This window comes from Enterococcus sp. ARL09-542 (genome assembly GCF_005234805.1).
Taxonomy (GTDB): Bacteria; Bacillota; Bacilli; order Lactobacillales; family Enterococcaceae; genus Enterococcus_D; species Enterococcus_D gallinarum.
On sequence record NZ_QPQX01000008.1, the window covers coordinates 63,158 to 82,414 of the forward strand.

The window sequence follows — 19,257 nt, forward strand, 5'->3', positions numbered from 1 at the left end:
TTTCACCCTTTCATACCAGAAAGCGCTACGGATTCAATAATTTGCTTCTGGAAAATAATAAATACGACTAATACTGGCAACAATGAAACAACGGAAGCTGCCATGATTAATGGATAATCTGTTTGAATCGCATAAGCTGCATTTAAATTAGCAATGACTACTTGTAACGTCTGTTTCTCTGGACTATTTAGATAAATCAATGGCGCTAAATAGTCATTCCAAGCTCCCATAAACCAGAGAATGAATTGTGCAGCAATTGCTGGACGGATCAACGGAAAGATTAACTGAAAAAATGTTTGTAAGTATCCTGCGCCATCGATTTTTGCTGCTTCCACGATAGAATCAGGAATATTGGAAAGATACTGCCTCAAGAAAAAGATCATGGTAATATTCCCAAACATGCCTGGTATGATCAATGGCAACAATGTATCGACCCAACCAATTTTCGAAAACATCATAAATTGTGGAATCATGACAGCTGGATATGGAATCATAAGCGCTGCTAACAAAAGTAAAAATAAAACATCCTTGAAAGGCATACGTAATTTTGCAAATGAAAAGGCAGCAAGGCTGGAAGTCAATGTTCCAATGATGGTGACCGAAAGAGAAACAATCACCGTGTTTTTGATACCTGAGAATAATGTATCTAGTTCAGACAAGCGCTTGTAGGCATCAAATCGAACTGGATTTGGAATCCATTGTGGAGGCAACTGAAAAACTCCAGCTTTATCTTTTAATGACGTAGAGATCATCCACAAAAGTGGTCCCACCATGATGATAGCTCCAAGGGATAAAATCAAAACGATGAGCATATTACTTAGTTTAATTTTTTTCATCATTTCTCCTCCTAGTCCAACTTGTAGCTTGAACGATTATTCATATAAAATTGAAATGCTGTAATGCCAAATACTAATATAGCTAAAATCAGTGCCATACTGCTGGCATAGCCCATCTGCCAATTTTTGAAGGCTTTTTGCCAGATATACCAGACTACAGTGGCACTACTATATTGTGGTCCACCTGTAGGTGTCATGATATTGATTTCTGTAAAAATTTGAGATCCACCAATGATATTTGTTACTACCAAAAAGAAAGTAACAGGTCGAACCATGGGCCAAGTAATATTTCGGAACTTTTGAAACGATGAAGCACCATCTAACTCAGCCGCTTCATAAAATGTCTTAGGAACACTTTGGATTGCTGCTAAATACAGAAGCATAGAATAGCCTAATCCTTTCCAAACAGACATGATAATGATAGCTGGCTTAACAGTAGAGGGATTTTGTAACCAATTAGGACCGCTTATCCCAAAAATAGCTAACACTTGATTGACCAATCCAAAATCCCCGTTATAAGCCCATTGCCATAAAATAGAAATTGCGGCCAGAGAAGAAATAACTGGAATATAATAAATTGTTCGGAAGATGGTCGTTCCTTTGATACCTCGACTTAATGCAGATGCTAACATGAAAGAAAGAATCAAGCCAATCGGAATTCCTAACATCAAAAATACAGTATTGTACATCGTTTTATAAAAATATTCGTCATTAAATAGTTTCCGGAAATTTTCTAATCCAACAAAGTTCATTTGTCCCAACCCATTCCAGTCAGTAAATGCGGCATAAGCTGAATAAACTAACGGAATAAGCGAAAATAAGATAAACCCAATGACAGGAAGTAGGACAAATAAAAAAGCAACCCGATGTTCTTTAGCATATAAACTACTTTTGTTTGATTTTCTTTTCTTTATTTCAACTTGTTCCATCGAAAAGCCCCTTCTCAACTAATATTTAGGGCTATAACAGAGGTGTCTTAAACTGACAAGTACTCGACCTCTCTGTCTTTTGACATCTGTCATAGCCCTGGTGACTTATTTTGCCGTTTCTTGTTGCTGAAGTGCGGCATCCAATTTAGCTTGCATCTTCGGTTGTACTTCTTTCACGTAATCTGCAGCAGTTTGGTCGCCATCTAGTACCGGTTGAATATTGATGAAAAACTCATCGTACCACTCAGCATTATAAGTAGTTGCTGCTGGCATAGCTCGACCATAGTCTTGAACAATATCCAAGAATTCTTGCTTATTTGTAGGGACACTTTCGGTATCTGATGCCCATTCTTCTGCCATATCGATCAAGTTAGGAATTTGAATCTGTGCATCCACCAATTGTTGTTGACCATCTTCTGAAGCACTTAAGTATTCTACAAGCTTCACTGCTTCATCTGGATAATCTGTCTTACTCGCTACACCAATCCCCAAAGAACCGACGTATGTTGCTGATTTACCAGTTGATCCCGCTGGCCATGGGATCAAATCATATTCGAAATCTAATCCTGCATAGGTGCTCATATCCCATGGACCGACAGGGAAGAATGCAATTTCGCCATTCATCCAGCGTTGATACGTATCCAAGGTTTGTGCATCAGAGATCGACGGTGTTAGTTCATGAACGTTTTGTAAGTCGGCAAACCATTGTAATGCTTCCGCAAATTCTGGTGGATCCACAGTCACTGTATCTTTGTCTTCATTGATCCAATCTCCACCATTGCTCCATACAAATGCTTGAAGACTCCAATTGACATTAAAGCCAGTTGCCCATTGATCCATTTTTCCATCGCCATCTTTATCTTTTGTCAGCTGTTTCGAAACATTGACAAAATCATCCCATGTATACGGAGTGTCTGTGTCGGGTAAGTCAATTCCAGCCTCTTTGAACATATCCTTGTTGTATCCCAAAGCAAATGGACCGACATCTTTAGGTAGTCCGTAAAGTGCACCTTCACCTACCTTCTCACCATCGTAGCGGTAACTATTCACTCCATATTCCCAAATATTTGACAAATCAAAGTCGGAATTTTCGATTTGATCGGTTATATCAAGTAAAACACCGTTATCTACATAAGCCATTAAATTCCCTTGTTCTACATAAAAAACATCAGGCATATTACCACCTGAAATTGCGGCTTGCAGTTTTGTAGCATACTGATCGGCATCTGTTGCAATTATTTTAACGCTTACGTCATTTGCTTCTTCAAATTGTTTAATAGCTGTTTCATAGGCTTTCTTTTCATCTTCACCGCCACGGAACATAAAAGTGATTTCCTTTTTTCCGTTGTCATTGTTCGCATTACCACCACTATTTCCACATGCTCCTAAGATCAAACCGCTCAAACCCAATAATGCGCCAGAAAAAAGCAACTTTTTGATTTTCATTTTTTTCATCCTTTCAGATTTAACCTCTAAATTATTTGTAATCGATTTATGAAGTGCGTCAAAAACTTCCTCTATAGATAAGTATGATAAGTGTCACTTTCTACAAAGATTTTTGAGGAAATAATACCTATGTGATTTTGCTACAAACTGTTTTTACTGTTCTTCCTCCTCATTTAAAATAATTCATTTAAAACAAATGATAAAAGCAGCGTTTGCAAACACTTTCAATTTACAACTAAATAATAACTTTATTTGTAATCGCTGTCAACAATATTTTAATTAAATAAAACTAAATAATATACCTATTAATTAATATTTATATTAATAAAAACTACTATAAATAATCCTATTTACACAAATTAACAAATATGTTAACATTCAAGTAAATCATTTATAACTATAATGGGGGTGAAATGATGCAATTAGAAATCAATCAAGAAGCATTGCCCGTCTATGAGGCGTTAGCTAGTAATGTACGGATCAAAATCATTCAACTACTTGCAAGAAACAAAATGAATGTGAAAGAAATCGCACAAGAATTAGGATTAAGCAGTGCTATCGTCACGATGCATATCAAAAAACTAGAAGAAGCAAAAATTATCAAGACAGAACGTGTCGGTCAGCGAAAGATATCTAGTCTGAGAGTCGATCATATCGATATCAATTTTCCAGAAAAAATCTTTAATGCATTCGATACGAGAGAAACGTCAATTCCAATTGGTCATTATACAAATTATTCGGTTGAACCCACTTGTGGATTAGCCACGCTTGCTGGTTTTATCGGTCCAGTAGATGAACCTAAATTTTTTATGGACCCCAATCGAATGGATGCTCGCATCCTCTGGTTTACGAAAGGGTTTGTTGAGTACCAGTCACCTAATTTTCTTTCTCTAGATGAGAAACTAGAGATGATGGAGATTTCCATGGAGATTTCTTCTGAATTCCCTTTTTCTAATAATAATTGGCCGTCTGACATTACCTTTAGCTTAAATGGCATCGAGCTTGGAACTTGGACAAGTCCCGGTGACTTCGCCGATATTCGCGGCAAGTATACGCCAGATTGGTATCCTGATAACTTAAATCAATATGGATTATTGAAGACGATTCGAATCATGGATCATGGGACTTATATGGAAGGAGAACCTTTATCAGACGTCACGATCAAGGATATTCCTGCTTATGAAGATACTTGGCATTTAAGAGTCGAGGTAAAAGAAGAGGCTGAAAATATGGGCGGTTGTACATTGTTTGGCAAAGGGTTTGGAAATTACGATCAAGACATCAAAATCAAAATGTTTTACAGCTAAACGTTTTTAGGAATCACAGGCACACTCTCTCATCATTTTTGATGTGCGGTAAAAGATTCCTTCGCTGAAAATAAGACAAAAAAGACCATCTCGCTCGATATTAGAGTTAGATAGTCTTTTTTGATTATAAAACTTAATCTATTTCTTCAAATGATAACTGTAAGTTCCTACGACAATGTTTTCACGCCATGATAAACGGAATCTTAGACGCAGACTTGTTTGGTTGTGTAAAATATTTTGCCAGCGACGACGTGGCACGAACTGTGGAATGATAACTGTCGTCGTATAATTGTGTTTCGTTGCGTTTTTGCTGACTAGATCTACATAACGAATGATTGGATTTTCAATTGAACGATAAGAAGAATGCACTACAGAAAAACGGACATCCGGGAAATTTTGTTTGAACTCTTGTTCGATTTCTTTTTCCTTCTTGACATCTTCATCTAAAGATACGTGCATTGCAACTACATAATCTCCGATGGATTGTGCATAATTCAAAGCCCCGATATTTACACGGGTCACATTTCCTACTAATACAATAACGGTATTGCCATCATATTTGTGGAGTGCCACTTCTTTTTCCAAACGTAGCTGCTCAGCGACTTTCTTATAATGATCATGGATCTTATAAAAGACAAACAGTAGGATTGGCATGATGATAAAGAATGGCCAGATGTCACCTAGACGAAAAACAAACAAGATCGCAATGATCGCAAAAGAAATCAACGCTCCGACGATGTTGGCCAATGATTTCAAGAACCATCCTTTACCAGCTTTCTTCCATCGAACTACCATTCCTGTTTGTGAGAGCGCAAAGGGAATGAACACGCCAATCGAATAAAGTGGAATCAACCGTTCCGTCGATCCTTGGAAAATGAACAATAGAACGATCGAACCTGCTGCCAGCGTAATGATCCCATTAGAATAACCCAAGCGGTCTCCCCGATCTTGATACATATGAGGCATATACTTATCTTTCGCTAAGTTATAGGCTAACACTGGGAATGCGGAGAATCCAGTATTCGCTGCAACTGCTAAAATCAAAGCCGTTGCGAACTGCAGAACGTAATACATGAATCCGTGACCGAAGATCGCAGCTCCGATTTGCGAAAGGACCGTTACTTCTGCTTCTGGAACGATTCCATACCAATAGTTGATGAATGTAATCCCCACAAAGAAGAAACCTAGGATCGCAGCCATGATCGTCAATGTTGCAGCTGCATTTTTTGCTCGCGGCTTTTTGAAAAACGGCACGGCATTACTGATTGCTTCTACCCCTGTCAATGAAGAAGAACCAGAAGAAAAAGCGCGTAAGATCAATGCGACAGAAACCCCTGGCACAACAGCACCTGGTAAGGCTGTGGCATTTAATGGCTGTACCCCAGTGATAATATTAAATAATCCTACAAGAATCAAGATCGTGATCACAGCGATAAAGGTGTATACAGGAACCATCAAGAAACTCGCAGATTCTCGTAGCCCCCGTAAGTTCATCATCATGATCAGTAAAACAATAGTGATCGAGATACCCACCTGATGCCCATATAGAGCGGGTACGGCAGAAGTAATCGCTTCTGCCCCAGCCGATACCGAAACGGCAACAGTCAGCATGTAGTCGATCAATAAAGAGCCGCCAGCAATCAAACCTGCATTCTTGCCCAAATTCTCACTACTAACGACATACGCCCCACCACCATGAGGGTACGCATGAATGATTTGACGATAGGATAAGGTCAATGAAATCAACAAGATAATAACGAATGCGGCGATCGGTAGTGAATACCAGATAGCAGCAGCTGACAAAGCAACTAAGACAACAACGATTTGTTCGGTCCCATAAGCAATCGATGACAATGCATCCGAAGATAACAAAGCCAACGCGGCTTTCCTTGTCAATTTTTGTTCATCATTCTCCGCGGATTTCAATGGACGTCCGACCAACAAACGTTTCAAATATTCCACTTTCTTACACTCCTTTTTTCATGAAAAAGATCATAATTGCACATACAAAATTTCTTTGATAATTACTGAATTAACAAGACTGTATGCTACTCCTGAAACCGACAAAAGTCAATGAAAATGGCATGAAAAATTTGAACAAACTCCCTCTTCTTTTTATCAGAATTCGCAAGAAAATTCAAGAAAAGCAGATAGAACATCGTGCCCTATCTGCTCTTGATTTTTTAATGGAAAAAATGACTCTTTTTCGAGACATTATTTAGTTTCTTAGTTACATCTGTTAGATAAGGATAAGCCCATGTTCCTATGATGCCAAATACAATAAACAACAGTGACAAAATAATCAACTGAGGAATGGCGTTTGGCCAATAGATCCCGCCGGCTGATTCCCTTAACAGATTGACTGCATGGGTGAATGGTAACAGCGGATTAATAAATTGGAAAAATTTACCAGAGACTTGGATCGGATAATTTCCGCCCCCACCAGAAATCGATAGAACAAGGATAATGATCGCGATCCCTTTCCCGACATTGCCAAACAGTCCGGCTAAGACGTAGACGATCATCATAAATGCTAGTCCAACGAGTAATGCGAACAAGACGCTGTATACCGGATTATGAACATCTACTCCTAATAAGAACATATTTCCTAGTGTAACGATCAAGCTTTGCGCAATGGCCATAGTTAGGAAAGTCAGCATTCGAGCAACGAATGTTTCTCGTTGCGTAAAGCGTTCTTTATCTTTCTTCTCTAAATGATACTCTGTTGTAGCCACACTTGACAACAATAACGCCCCGACCCATAAACACAACGCTGTATAGAATGGAGTGCTGGCAGAACCATTGTTGGCAATCGGATAGATGTCATTTGTTTGCAATTCAACTGGTTGTTTGAAGAAATCCGCTTCTTTAGTTGCATCAAGCTTCAACAACTTGATGATCTCGCCTAGATCAACTTCACTTTCACCTTTGCGAATCGCATTGGCTGCCTTATGAATGCCTGTTTTGATATTTGGCCAATCATTATTGATCAAATCAACTGCCGCATTCAATGCTTTTTCTACATCTGGCAGTTTCTCATCAACCATGTTCATGGTCGAAGTGATTTCAGCTTTGATGGTTGGCCAGTCATTTTGTAAGAAACCAGCCGCAATCCCTAACTTATCTTCAACGATTGGCAGTTCATTGTTGTAAAGATCGGCCCCTTTGTTGATGGCTGCGACGATCTCATCCATGTGACCATTGAGCATCGTATTGGCATCATGCAACTCTTGCTTAATAGCAGGTAATTCTTTTTGATACTTTTCTAAGATACTGATAGCATTGCTGACCACATTTTTGGTTGATGCCAATAAAGACTTGAAGTCAATGGCTTGCGCTTTTTTCAATACATCTTGAGCTGTGGTGATGGTGGTGATCAATTTAGACAAAACATTGTCGATGGTATCGGTAATATTCGTCACATTAATGCCTTTTAAAAGATCCGTAACATTTTGTGCAGCAGTGTTGACTTCAGTTAAATAGTCGGTAATAGCCTCTGTATTCCCATTTTTGACCAATTCGCTTAAATGATCTAGCCGCGAAGAAAGATCCCCCAAGAGACTTTTTGCATTCGTCAATTGATTAATGATCCCTGATAAATCGGATGTGTTGCCTGAGTTTTGAAGATTCGTTAAGAAAGTAATCAAGCCATCCAGCGCTGCTTGTTGCCGTTGAATATTTTGTTGGAAATCACTGATGACCTTTTGGATGTTTTCCCGTTCTTGGTCGGTCAATTGATTGTCAGCAATTGCTTGTTTGATTGTATTCGTTAAGCTAACTGTCGTGGTAGCGACTTGACTGATGGAATCAATCGTTACTTGAACACTATTAGAAATACTTGGTAGCGCATCTTGTAACTGTTGGGCACCTTCTTTCGTCGCTGAGGCAAAGTCTGTTGCTTGGTCCCCTAATTGTTGGATTTCTGGCAATGCGGTTTGTACTTGATCAATGATTTGCAGTCCTTGTTTAGCTGTATCAATACCATCTGTCATTGTACTAGCAATAGAATCAAAATCATCATCGATCATTTTTAATTGCTTGCCGGCATTTTGGATCTCAGGGATCTTTTTCTGCAATGTCAGAATGACACTAGCTTGTTTTTTTAATTCTGGCAGCTTGTCATTCAATGCGATCAGTTTATCCCCCATTTCATCGACCTGAGGAATATAATCCGTAAATTCTTCGGCTTTGGCGATTTTGTCTTTGATTTCCGGGAACTTGTCATGCAAATCAACAATTTGCTTCGTGTAACTATCAATGGTGTCAAGATTGCCATCGGTCTCTAAAATCATATTTTTGACTTTATTGATACTAACTAGATTTGAATCAATATCATACCCGATTTCGTTGAACACTTTGACTAATGTAGAACTAGCAGTTTCAATAAAGTTCTTTGAGATCTGTTCTTGGAGACTGCTTGCTCCCTTGTCAGTAATCTTAGGTGCGATAGCATTGATTTTTTGGTTACTGTAGTATTCAATTTTCGGTTTAACGATCGTACCGCTGGTAAAACTGACCAGATCTTTTGAAAAATCAGCAGGCAAGTAAATTCCCGCGTAATATTTACCTGATTTGACCCCTTCCACTAATTCTTTTTTAGAATCTAGAAAATGCCAACCTAACTGTTTATTTTCATGTAAAGAGTCGATCACTTCATTCCCAATCGATAGCTCTTTCCCTTGGAATTCTGCGCCTTTATCCGCGCTGTAAACCGCAATGGGCAGTTCACTAGTGTTTCCATATGGATCCCATAATGCTTTGATATTGAACCACGCATAAAGCGAGGGCAAAATCATCAAAGCAATGATCAAAAAAGCGGAAATCGGATTACTAAAAATTCGTTTCCAGTCTAATTTGTATAAATAAAACACGTTTTTGATTTTGTTCATTTTCTTTCCCCCACTTTTCTTCGTCGAAGGATAATTTACCACGTTTTTTGTACGCCGCCAATGGGAATGATTCCCTTGATATCAGCCTTTTGACAAAAAGTACCATTTGTCAAAATGAAACCCCTTTACTTTTCGCGTAATTTCCCTTATTGTTAATCTTTTCTTTAACTTTAACACGACTGCTTTTGGCAGACGAACAATTTGTTTGCTAAAAGCAATCATAAAAAAAGCACCATTGACCGTTTCCCTTGATACGATCAATGGTGCCTGTTCTAGTTTGTCAACTGCTCAGTGGCCAATAGTTGATAAACGTACTCAAGAGAAGTCGTTTCGGCATAAAGGTTCAAACCTGCTTTTTCATCAGCTGAAAAATGGTGAGTGAAACTTTGATCCGGTATCAACACCACTTGAATTCCTGCCCGAGTTGCCGCGGTAGCTCCTGGCAATGAGTCTTCCATAACTAAAGCTGATTCAGAGGTTCGTGCTGCTTTTTTCAATGTCAGCAAATAGGGAGCCGGATCTGGTTTGTGTGCTGGGACATCGTCACCAAATGTCTTGAAATCAAATGCATTCTGCAATTCAAAATGATCCAGTAGTTTTTCACCTCGAAAAGCCATCGAAGAAGTGGCTAATGCTGTCTTTAACCCTTTTTCTCGTGCCAGAGCCAATGTCTCACGAGCAAATGGTTTTGGCTGCAAGTTTCCATTGAGCAATTGGTCTTCAATGTACCCTTCTCGTTCTTGCCGAAGTTCCTCCACACGTTGAAGACCACCAACTTTTTTCGCTAGTAAGGTTGCTGTCTGTTGCCAACTTTGCCCACGCCAAGCAACGATATCTGCTGATGTGATCGGTAGATGGTACTTTTCAAAAAGTGCCAACCAGCCTTCATGATAGACTCTTTCCGTATCTAGCAGCAATCCGTCCAAATCAAAAATCAATAATTCTTTCATAGACTCTTTACTCCTTCTCTCCTTCATACTCAAGCAGTTTCAATATAAGTATTTTAATCAAGACATTTGACGATTCTTTTCGGCAGCTGCATGAACAGCCTTCATCACCACAGCACGAAAGCCATTTTCTTCCAGTGTTTTTACGGCTTGAATGGTCGTACCACCAGGAGAACTGACATTGTCTTTTAATACACCAGGATGTTCTTTGGTCTCCAGCACCATCTTCGCAGCGCCTAAAACTGCCTGAGCAGCAAATTCATAGGCCATTTGGCGGGTCATTCCTTCGGCGACTGCGCCATCGGCCAATGCTTCAATGAACAGATAGGTATATGCTGGGGAAGAACCGCTGACCCCAATCACAGCATCGATCATGGATTCAGGCACTTGAGCTGCTTTTCCCATGCTTTCAAATAATTTTTGGATTTCTGCAACTTCCTCTACGGTCACATGCGGATTGTTACTGATAGACGTCATCCCTTCTCCGACTAGTGCCGGAGTATTCGGCATCACTCGAACGATCTTGCGCTGACCCAAAACTTCTTCCATCTGCGCAATCGTAACGCCTGCTGCGATCGATACAACTAACTGTTGTTCATTTAATTGCGCTTTTAGATCCTCCAATAATTTAGGAAACACAAACGGTTTGACAGCTAAAATCAAAATGGAAGCAGCTGCGGCTTCAGAAAGTTCTAATGTAGGGGTGATCCCTAAATCTTGTTCCAACTGTTTAAGTGTCGGTTCATACCGATGATTGTAGACTAAAATTTCCTTTGGTTGATATAGTTCCGATTGGATCAATCCTTTGATAATTGCTTTTGCCATATTTCCGGCCCCGATAAAGGCGATGGTTTTCATAACACTCACTCCTTCTAACATTTATGATCCTATGTTCGCTGTTTCTTGTAAAAAAAGCCTAATCAAGAGATTAGGCTTCAAACTCGATCACATAAGGATGCAATGCTGTATTATAGATGCCCTCTGTATATTCTACCACTTCTCCATGCAGATCATAAGAGCGACGGACGCGCTTTAAAGCGGAAATCTCTGGTGTGATCAGAAATTTTTGTTGTTCCTCATTCAACGTCAGTCCTGCAAATGAATCTTCAAAGGTATCGATCACCATCCGATGTTCATCTAAAATACGGTACAGTGATTTTTCTTCCAATTCTTCCATGGCAAGGCCTTTTAACAATTTGGGCAAATGATATTCATAATAAATAAATGGTTGATGGTCAAAATAGTACATGCGCCGCAAACGCATGACTTCTCTGCCCATCAAAGCAGAAGCTGGATGATCTTCTGCGAGCTCGACTAGGTTAAAATCAAGATTTTTCTTGGTATATTCTTTGCCGGTTTTTTCTAATAACTGGCTGAAAGTTGTCCCTTTAGACAACTTGTTATAAGGTCGATTACTTAAAACCGTGGTCCCGCGTCCACTGCGCTTTTCGACATATTCATCTGCTGCTAATAGCTCGATTGCTTTGCGTACCGTGATTTTACTCACATTGAAGGCTGCTTCTAATTCGGTTTCTGTCGGTAGAAAAGAACCAACAGGATAGTGTCCGGACATGATGTCTTCTTTGATTTTATCTGCCACATCACGATATAAAATATGTTTACGCTTCATTTCTTTCCTCGCCTTTCCAGTCATTGATTCTCTCTCAAAAAGAGGACTTGCACGTTACTCATCAAAACCCGGCACTTCTTCGGCTGCTGCTTCGATCAGCACCTTCCGAGGCTTACTGCCTTCTGAAGGACCTACGACCCCTTGGTCTTCCAATTCGTCAACAAGACGGGCTGCCCGATTGTAGCCAATCCGAAAGCGGCGTTGTAATAAAGAGACACTTGCCGTCTGCATTTCGATCACCAATGCTTTGGCATCATCAAATAGTTCATCCTGTGGTTGACCACTGCTGGTACTTGCCGTATCTTCTTCGGTAACCATCATTTTCTCTTCGTAATTCGCTCCCTGCTGCTCGGTAACAAACGACACGACCCGTTCTACTTCGTGGTCTGAGATAAAGGCTCCTTGCACCCGGATTGGTTTATTCTCACCCATAGGCAAGTACAACATATCGCCTCGTCCAAGAAGTTTTTCCGCGCCGTTGCTGTCAATGATTGTCCGGGAATCGACCCCGCTGGAAACGGCGAACGCCATTCTTGAAGGTACGTTGGCTTTGATGATTCCTGTGATGACATCCACACTAGGACGTTGTGTCGCCAAGATCATATGGATCCCTGCAGCCCGCGCCATTTGAGCTAGACGAATGATCGCATCTTCTACTTCATTACTTGCGACCATCATCAAGTCAGCCAATTCATCAACAATGACAACGATGAATGGCAAGATTGGTCGGTTTTCACCATCTTCTAAATTTTTATTGATCACTAGTTCATTGTATCCTGTGATATTTCTAACTCCTGTCGCAGCGAACTTCTCATACCGTTCTTCCATCTCTTTAACCACTTTTTGCAACGCTTGCGCTGCTTTCCGAGGGTTCGTCACTACCGGAGTCAATAGATGAGGAATGCCATTATAGACATTCAATTCAACCATTTTCGGATCGATCATCATCAATTTGACTTCGTGGGGTTTTGCCCGCATCAAAATACTTGTGATGATACCGTTGATTGCAACGGATTTCCCACTACCAGTAGATCCTGCAATCAGTAAGTGAGGCATTTTCGTTAGATCGGCCGTTTGGACACGGCCAGAAATATCTCTACCCAAAGGGACTTCTAACAACTTATCGGGATGATCCGGCTGTGCTTCAATCACCTCTCGGAAGGAAACCATGCTGACAGCACTGTTAGGCACCTCGATCCCAATCAGTGATTTCCCAGGAATCGGTGCTTCCATCCGTACATCTTTAGCAGCTAGTGCCAGTGCGATGTCATCTGTTAAGCCAACGATTTTGCTGACTTTGACTCCGACTGCTGGCTGTACTTCAAATTTAGTTACTGCTGGTCCTAAACTAGCTTTTACCACCTTGGCATCGACGCCAAAGCTTTGGAAAGTCTTTTCTAAAACACCAATGTTTTGTTCGATTTTTTTGTACTCGCTGCTTTGATCGGTTGCAGGGATCGAGTCCAACAATTCAGCGGACGGCAACTCATAGTCGCGATTTTCTGCTTCTTCGGAAATTTCAAATTCCAATACTTCGCCATCATCTTCCATTTCTTCAACGCTTTCTTTTTTCTCCTGTGCCGAAGCCGGAGAGGATGATGCAGCTGGCGGTGTTTTGGGCAATTCTTGAAAATGATCGATTGGCACAAAACTTAACTGCTCTGGTTCGATTTCCGACAAATCTGGTTCTGATTGGGCTGCTCGCTCTTCTTCCGTGAAGGGACGGACTTGATTCTTTTCTTTGATCTCAGCCAAAACAGCAGAACGCTCTGCTTCTTTTTTCGCTGCTTTTTCAGCAGCTTTTTGCGCTTTTCGTTCTTCGCGGGCTGCTTGTTTTTCAGGTGATCCTTCCAACCATTGCTGAACCTTTTCACCAGCGTGCTGCAGATGCTCCAACAACTCGTGACTGCTCATCTTACTGAACAAAAAGCCCCCGATCATGATCATCAAGACAGCTAAAATGTAACTGCCGATCTGGGATACAAGGAAATAGGTTCCGCGATAGAAGAATGCGCCGACCATGCCTCCTCCCACATTTTGTGAAACTTGACTGCGGCGAATATCATCCAGCAATGTCGACCAAGTCGTCTGCAAGACATTCGGCGATTCATTCATGACATTATTGAATAAATGCGCATGCAGGATCACTAAGATCCCCAAATAGATCAGCACACAGCCAACCACTCGACGTAAACTCGTAAAACGAGCTTCTGTGGTCTTGATTGCCAACCATCCCCCGTAAACGGCCAATGCGAGACAAAGCACTTGATACGTATTGCCTCCAATGATACGAAAGCCGTTAGCGATCAGCGTTCCTAAAAAGCCTAAGTGGAAAAAACCAAAGATCGAAAACAAGATGAAAAGCAAGCCGATGCCGACTAGAATCAGTTTCTCTTGTTGTTTTTGTTGTTTTTTTGTTTTGCGTTTCTTCGCGCGTTTTTTTTGCGCCATTCTTATCCCTCTTTTCGTCTCTACCTATTATAACGAAAAAAGAAGGCGAACAAAAGTTTTCCTGTCAGAAAGTTTACTACTAGAAATAAAAGATCCCACTAATGAAAAAAAGACCGCTCCATAAATCCATCAAACAAAGACGATCTAAAGGAGAAAAGACAAGAAATGCTTCTTAAAAATCTCTTTAGTAAGACTACAGTTAAGCTACCTTGCACCTGTTCATCAATCGCTTCATGCCAGGTAGCTACTGTGATCGTTTTTGTTGTGGCTTATGTCGCCGTCAATCGTTTTTCATTTATTCAGGAGAAACATCTTCTCCAAACCATTTTTCGGAAATCTCAGCAAATGTGCCATTTTCTTGCAGTTTCTTTAATCCCTCATTGATTTTATCCGCCAATGCTTGATCGTCTTTTCGTACTCCTACTGCAAAATTTTCGGCTTTGAAGGGACTTTCAATAACATTGTAATCGTCCGCTTTTTTCGTCTGAGTCAAATAGTACTCCGCGTAGACCCGATCGATCAAAAGACCATCGATCCGACCATTTTCCAAATCGATAAACGCTTCGTTGAAACTAGCATATAAAGTTGCTTCATTATCGGCGACAATGTCTTTCAATACTTCTGGTTGATTGTTGAAGGTATCATAGCCAGAGGATCCTTCTTGTGCCCCTAGAACTTTGTCTTTCATTGCATCAAATGAAGTGATGTTGCTGTCTTTGGCAGTTACTAGAACCTGCTTGTTTTCCATATAAGTATCGCTGAATAATACTTTCTTTTCCCGGGCTTCTGTTTTTGTGTAGCCATTCCAAATCATATCGATTGTACCATTATCTAATTCTGTTTCTTTCATCGACCAGTCGATTGCTTGGAATTTGACTTTGGTTCCTGTTAAATCAAAAACGGCTTTTGCTAGGTCAACATCGAAACCAACGATGTCCCCTTGGTCATCTTGAAAGCCCATCGGTACAAAGGTATCGTCCAACCCAACGATGACTTCCTCTTTGTCTGCAGCACTTTCTGCTTTCTCGCTACTGTTGCCACATGCAGCAAAAAGTAATAAGCTGGCTCCGGCTAACAACGTTAATCCAATTTTTTTCATTTTTCTTCCTCCTTAGTTCCCTTCAACTTCTAATAATTGATCGGCAATATTTTTTGCAAAAACCAAATCATGGGTAACCACGATCTGAGTAACGCCCTCTTTTTTCAAATCTAAGATCAGTTTTTCGACTTGCTGGCGCAGACCTGGATCTAATGCACTCGTAGGTTCATCATACGCCAATACTTTCGGATCCATCGCCATCGCCCGCGCAATCGCTACCCGTTGGCGTTGCCCTCCTGAAAGTTGGTAAGGATATTGCGTTAAAAGTTCAGATAATCCCAACTGTTTAGCCAAAGCAACAGCTTTTTCGGTATAGCTAGCTTTGTCATGTTTCAATACCATTTTTGGTGCCAGTGTGATGTTATCGAATACCGACAAATGCGGAAATAGCTGAAAGTCTTGAAAAACGACACCGACTACTTGTTCTTGTTTTTTCGTATCCGTGGGATCAAAAGGTTGTCCATCTAGTAAAAAAGTTCCTGAATCGATGGTCTCCAATCCAGCCAGGGTACGCAGCAGGGTTGTTTTTCCACCGCCAGAAGGTCCGACTACCGCTAGGATGCTGCCTTCTTCAATTGTCAGGTCTAAGCGATCGATAACCTGCTTGTCGCCAAATGCTTTTGATACTTGTCTCAGTTCTAACATGTTCCTACGCCTCCTAACGGTAATAATCGAGTTTTGTTTCTAACTGTTTCAAAATCAGTGTAAAAATACCAGTCATCATTAAGTAAATCAGCGCAACGCCCAGTAATGGTACCAACGTGCTGTCTCGTTCCATTGCGATTTTACCGATACGCATAACATCTGACAAACCTAAAATATAGACAAGCGAAGTATCTTTTACTAAATTGATCACTTCGTTCCCTACTGAAGGAAGCGTGATCTTGACTACTTGCGGAATGATAATCTTGCGAATCGTCTGTAAAGGTGCTAGGCGCAGAACTTTTGCTGCTTCGTATTGCCCTGCAGGGATTGATTGGATCCCTCCCCGAAAAATCTCGGCATAATAAGCGGCATAATTGATAATAAAGGCAATCAGTGCTGCTTCAAACCGATCAAAGACAATGTTCAGGATCGGCAGACCATAAAACACAAAGATCAGTTGTAACAGTAAAGGCGTTCCTCGCATCAGCCAGACATACACTTGCACGATTGCTTTCAAGATCCGTAGTCGACTAGCAAGAATAAAAGCCAAGATGATCCCTAATGGAATCGATCCTATTAACGTTAATCCAAACAATTTGATTGTGATCCCTGCCCCAGAAAGCAGTTGCGGCATCACACTTACTAAATAATCGATCATTTCTTTTTGCCTCCTTGATTTTGCGGCAATGACTGCTTGCTTGATTTACAATCACCAAGCACCATCTTGCCGTGTTTCCACTTGATTAAAATCATTAAAATGAAAGGCGCCCAACAAAAAACGCCCTCCGGCCTAATGCCAGAGGACGTTTAATACGTGGTTCCACCTCAATTTGTTTTTCCTTCACAGAAAAAACCTCATGCAGTCAGTTGATGGATTTGCTGATACCGCCATTAAATAAAAAAAGTCCTTTAGCCATTACAGCTAAAGGACGTTATCAACGCGGTTCCACCTTTGTTTATCAGTGCTTCACAGCAACTGATCTCAGAAAGTCATCAAACAATGACTGCTGCTATAACGGGCACTCCCGGTCTTTCCTACTCGATTCAGAAAAACGACTCCAAGATGTGGTTCACAAGTCCTTGTTGTCTCTTCTCACCAGCCAGAGACTCTCTTAAAACGAAGAAACCTTGCTACTCTTCTTTTCGATGTCTGTTTCATTAAGTTGTTTATTACTTTATACGCAAACTGAAAAAAAGTCAAATACTTTTTTTCAGTTTGTTGATCGGAAAATTCATTTTCACAAAATAAGAGACGAATAGAAACATTCTATCCGCCCTAAATGCATTTTAGACTTCGTAATGATCAGTACAACTTTGTATTCCCTCTATGGTACTTTCAGTTGAACATGATAGCGATAGCGGTCCCCACGATAATAAATTTCAGCATATTCAACTAAGCGATTTTTGTGGTCTTTAGTCAGACGCTCGACATATAAAAGTGGTGTATTCATTTCAATTTTTAATAAGTTGGAGAGTTCTTCATCAGACACAACTGACTCAATGGTTTCTTGTGCTGTTGTTACTATAAAACCTTGACTACGCATAATTTGATAAAGTGATGCATGTTTGTCAGCAAGATCTTTTTCTTTTAGATCAATGTATGATGGACAATATACTCGTTGAAATCCAATACATTGATCATCCACGTAGCGAAGGCGTTCGTGTTTGCTGACCTCCGCTCCTTTTGGCAAATCTAACTTACTACACAACACCTCATTTGCTTCCAAAGATGTATTTAAAGAAATTAACTCTGAATGATTGGACTGCAGTTTATTTTCTTCCGAAAAACTTAGAAGGGTTTGTAATTGCAGTAATTCTTTCGTACTGAGTACAATTGTACCTACACCATGAATTCTTTTGATAAAACCTTCATCTACTAAAAGTTGCAAGGCATGACGAACTGTAATACGGCTTACTCCGTATTTTTCTTGAAGTTCCGGTTCAGTCAAAAAAGGTTGCCCAACTGGATATTTTCCTTCATTGATTTCTTTTTTCAGCTCTTCATAAATCGAGAGATATTTTACCTTTGGACTTATCATTTTCATTCACCACATTTGCTAAAGATTCAGCCAAACTAGTTAAATCGTAGCTATTCGCTGATTGAACATCACGAAACAGTGGCGTAAAACGTTCATCATCTGGATCAATCAATGCCCCAACCATGGATCCTACAATTGTCGCAATCGTATCAGTGTCGTATCCTACATTCACTGCATCTATGATCGCATTAAAAGGATCTTGTTTGTTTAGGGCGATAATTCCAAACGCACACGGAACTGCTTCTGAGATATGGAGCCCACTACCGATGATTTGAGCTAGTCGCTGTAGTTTTTCTTCATGGGTACCAGATTCATTAACTATAGTATACGCTAGTTTCATGCGTTCAACAACGCTGGGACCGCCAACTTCTCGGGAATAAACTTTGCCTAATTCTTCTCCCCGACAAGCGCCATAAATCCCTATTGCTACTAATTGGTCCACAGTTGCATGGTCACACAAAGAGGCTGACACTGCTGCCGCAACTGCAGCTGCTCCAGAAATAGCCAGTGCATTATCATGAGTTACTTGCGTTATAATCAACGCTTCTTGAATAGCTTTTTCAATATCTCCTGGGTTTAATATCCCTGCAGGTGCGATTTTCATTGCAGCTCCGTTCGTAGCTTTTGAAGCATAGTCTACAGCCATAGCTCCCGGTAAAGGCGCCATTTTTTGATCAGGATTTTTATACATTGCAATCGCACTTCGCGTAGTTGGACCTGCAAATCGATCGAAGTACCATGTATTTTCTGACCATTTCAAGATGGCTGTCTTCACTGTTTCAGAATCAATTACTCCTCTATTTTCTATAATACTGTGACACAACGTATAAATTTGCGAAAAATCATCTGTGACTTGTCCAGCTTCATTCCCTAATGCAAAAGCACCTTCCTCTGGTTTTAAAAAGGTAGAAACTTTGCCATTGAACTTTGTTCTAATTTGATCAAAAGTAAGATTTTCTGTTGCAGCTCCCATAGCATCTGCAATAGCTGCTGCCCCCAATGTACCTTGAATTTTTATTTGTAAACTCATATAAACTAT

Annotated in this window: 15 protein-coding genes and 1 other annotated feature; of the genes, 1 reads left to right on the plus strand and 14 read right to left on the minus strand. The window is 40.4% G+C overall.

What is annotated here, in order from left to right; genetic code table 11:
• Positions 1-2 precede the first annotated feature (2 nt).
• The 3 genes from DVW06_RS10170 to DVW06_RS10180 all read right to left on the minus strand — a co-directional run bounded on the left by DVW06_RS10170 (position 3) and on the right by DVW06_RS10180 (position 3,211).
• Complete coding sequence (locus tag DVW06_RS10170) at positions 3-836, minus strand: carbohydrate ABC transporter permease (protein ID WP_005470175.1); 834 nt, start codon at positions 834-836, stop codon at positions 3-5.
• A gap of 11 nt (positions 837-847) precedes the next feature.
• A complete protein-coding gene (locus tag DVW06_RS10175) occupies positions 848-1,765 on the minus strand; it encodes a carbohydrate ABC transporter permease (RefSeq protein ID WP_005470174.1) in 918 nt (305 codons plus the stop codon).
• A 105-nt stretch (positions 1,766-1,870) separates the two neighbouring features.
• A complete protein-coding gene (locus tag DVW06_RS10180) occupies positions 1,871-3,211 on the minus strand; it encodes an ABC transporter substrate-binding protein (RefSeq protein ID WP_174784175.1) in 1,341 nt (446 codons plus the stop codon).
• 416 nt (positions 3,212-3,627) lie between these two features.
• Between DVW06_RS10180 and DVW06_RS10185 the strand changes: the two genes are divergently transcribed.
• The gene (locus tag DVW06_RS10185; RefSeq protein ID WP_003128227.1) at positions 3,628-4,518 is read left to right on the plus strand and encodes an ArsR/SmtB family transcription factor; all 891 of its coding nucleotides are present in this window, start codon (positions 3,628-3,630) and stop codon (positions 4,516-4,518) included.
• Between the two features lie 138 nt (positions 4,519-4,656).
• On the opposite strand, the gene DVW06_RS10190 is transcribed toward DVW06_RS10185, so the two are convergent.
• From DVW06_RS10190 to DVW06_RS10245, 11 genes are all read right to left on the minus strand, one after another.
• Positions 4,657-6,480, minus strand: a complete 1,824-nt coding sequence (locus DVW06_RS10190; RefSeq protein WP_003128226.1) for an APC family permease — start codon at positions 6,478-6,480, stop codon at positions 4,657-4,659.
• A gap of 221 nt (positions 6,481-6,701) precedes the next feature.
• Positions 6,702-9,407, minus strand: coding sequence for a YhgE/Pip domain-containing protein (locus DVW06_RS10195; RefSeq protein WP_137264612.1), 2,706 nt, complete (start codon positions 9,405-9,407; stop codon positions 6,702-6,704).
• A 272-nt stretch (positions 9,408-9,679) separates the two neighbouring features.
• A complete protein-coding gene (locus DVW06_RS10200; RefSeq protein ID WP_029486321.1) occupies positions 9,680-10,357 on the minus strand; it encodes an HAD family hydrolase in 678 nt (225 codons plus the stop codon).
• Positions 10,358-10,414: 57 nt separating this feature from the next.
• The gene (proC, locus tag DVW06_RS10205) at positions 10,415-11,212 is read right to left on the minus strand and encodes a pyrroline-5-carboxylate reductase (RefSeq protein WP_137264613.1); all 798 of its coding nucleotides are present in this window, start codon (positions 11,210-11,212) and stop codon (positions 10,415-10,417) included.
• Between the two features lie 70 nt (positions 11,213-11,282).
• Positions 11,283-11,984, minus strand: coding sequence for a GntR family transcriptional regulator (locus DVW06_RS10210; RefSeq protein ID WP_003128220.1), 702 nt, complete (start codon positions 11,982-11,984; stop codon positions 11,283-11,285).
• Between the two features lie 54 nt (positions 11,985-12,038).
• Entirely contained in the window at positions 12,039-14,435 is a 2,397-nt protein-coding gene (locus tag DVW06_RS10215) for a DNA translocase FtsK (RefSeq protein WP_003128219.1), read from the minus strand.
• Between the two features lie 295 nt (positions 14,436-14,730).
• Positions 14,731-15,534 carry an amino acid ABC transporter substrate-binding protein gene (locus DVW06_RS10220; protein ID WP_003128218.1) on the minus strand — a complete coding sequence of 268 codons (804 nt, stop codon included), beginning with the start codon at positions 15,532-15,534 and terminating at the stop codon, positions 14,731-14,733.
• Positions 15,535-15,546: 12 nt separating this feature from the next.
• Complete coding sequence (locus DVW06_RS10225; protein WP_003128217.1) at positions 15,547-16,179, minus strand: amino acid ABC transporter ATP-binding protein; 633 nt, start codon at positions 16,177-16,179, stop codon at positions 15,547-15,549.
• 13 nt (positions 16,180-16,192) lie between these two features.
• A complete protein-coding gene (locus DVW06_RS10230; protein ID WP_003128216.1) occupies positions 16,193-16,837 on the minus strand; it encodes an amino acid ABC transporter permease in 645 nt (214 codons plus the stop codon).
• 264 nt (positions 16,838-17,101) lie between these two features.
• Positions 17,102-17,335: a binding site (T-box leader), on the minus strand.
• Positions 17,336-17,504: 169 nt separating this feature from the next.
• Positions 17,505-18,224 carry a GntR family transcriptional regulator gene (locus tag DVW06_RS10240; protein WP_227760792.1) on the minus strand — a complete coding sequence of 240 codons (720 nt, stop codon included), beginning with the start codon at positions 18,222-18,224 and terminating at the stop codon, positions 17,505-17,507.
• Positions 18,181-19,248: an ADP-ribosylglycohydrolase family protein gene (locus DVW06_RS10245; RefSeq protein WP_029486318.1), complete on the minus strand. Its 1,068-nt coding sequence runs from the start codon at positions 19,246-19,248 to the stop codon at positions 18,181-18,183. The genes DVW06_RS10240 and DVW06_RS10245 overlap by 44 nt, the downstream gene beginning before the upstream one ends.
• Positions 19,249-19,257: the final 9 nt, after the last annotated feature.

Excerpts from the sequence above, each read along its gene's own strand:
- DVW06_RS10170 (WP_005470175.1), bottom strand. The coding sequence starts at position 836 with ATGAAAAAAATTAAACTAAGTAATATGCTCATCGTTTTGATTTTATCC.
- DVW06_RS10175 (WP_005470174.1), bottom strand. The coding sequence starts at position 1,765 with ATGGAACAAGTTGAAATAAAGAAAAGAAAATCAAACAAAAGTAGTTTA.
- DVW06_RS10180 (WP_174784175.1), bottom strand. The coding sequence starts at position 3,211 with ATGAAAATCAAAAAGTTGCTTTTTTCTGGCGCATTATTGGGTTTGAGC.
- DVW06_RS10185 (WP_003128227.1), top strand. The coding sequence starts at position 3,628 with ATGCAATTAGAAATCAATCAAGAAGCATTGCCCGTCTATGAGGCGTTA.
- DVW06_RS10195 (WP_137264612.1), bottom strand. The coding sequence starts at position 9,407 with ATGAACAAAATCAAAAACGTGTTTTATTTATACAAATTAGACTGGAAA.
- DVW06_RS10200 (WP_029486321.1), bottom strand. The coding sequence starts at position 10,357 with ATGAAAGAATTATTGATTTTTGATTTGGACGGATTGCTGCTAGATACG.
- proC (WP_137264613.1), bottom strand. The coding sequence starts at position 11,212 with ATGAAAACCATCGCCTTTATCGGGGCCGGAAATATGGCAAAAGCAATT.
- DVW06_RS10210 (WP_003128220.1), bottom strand. The coding sequence starts at position 11,984 with ATGAAGCGTAAACATATTTTATATCGTGATGTGGCAGATAAAATCAAA.
- DVW06_RS10215 (WP_003128219.1), bottom strand. The coding sequence starts at position 14,435 with ATGGCGCAAAAAAAACGCGCGAAGAAACGCAAAACAAAAAAACAACAA.
- DVW06_RS10220 (WP_003128218.1), bottom strand. The coding sequence starts at position 15,534 with ATGAAAAAAATTGGATTAACGTTGTTAGCCGGAGCCAGCTTATTACTT.
- DVW06_RS10225 (WP_003128217.1), bottom strand. The coding sequence starts at position 16,179 with ATGTTAGAACTGAGACAAGTATCAAAAGCATTTGGCGACAAGCAGGTT.
- DVW06_RS10230 (WP_003128216.1), bottom strand. The coding sequence starts at position 16,837 with ATGATCGATTATTTAGTAAGTGTGATGCCGCAACTGCTTTCTGGGGCA.
- DVW06_RS10240 (WP_227760792.1), bottom strand. The coding sequence starts at position 18,224 with ATGAAAATGATAAGTCCAAAGGTAAAATATCTCTCGATTTATGAAGAG.
- DVW06_RS10245 (WP_029486318.1), bottom strand. The coding sequence starts at position 19,248 with ATGAGTTTACAAATAAAAATTCAAGGTACATTGGGGGCAGCAGCTATT.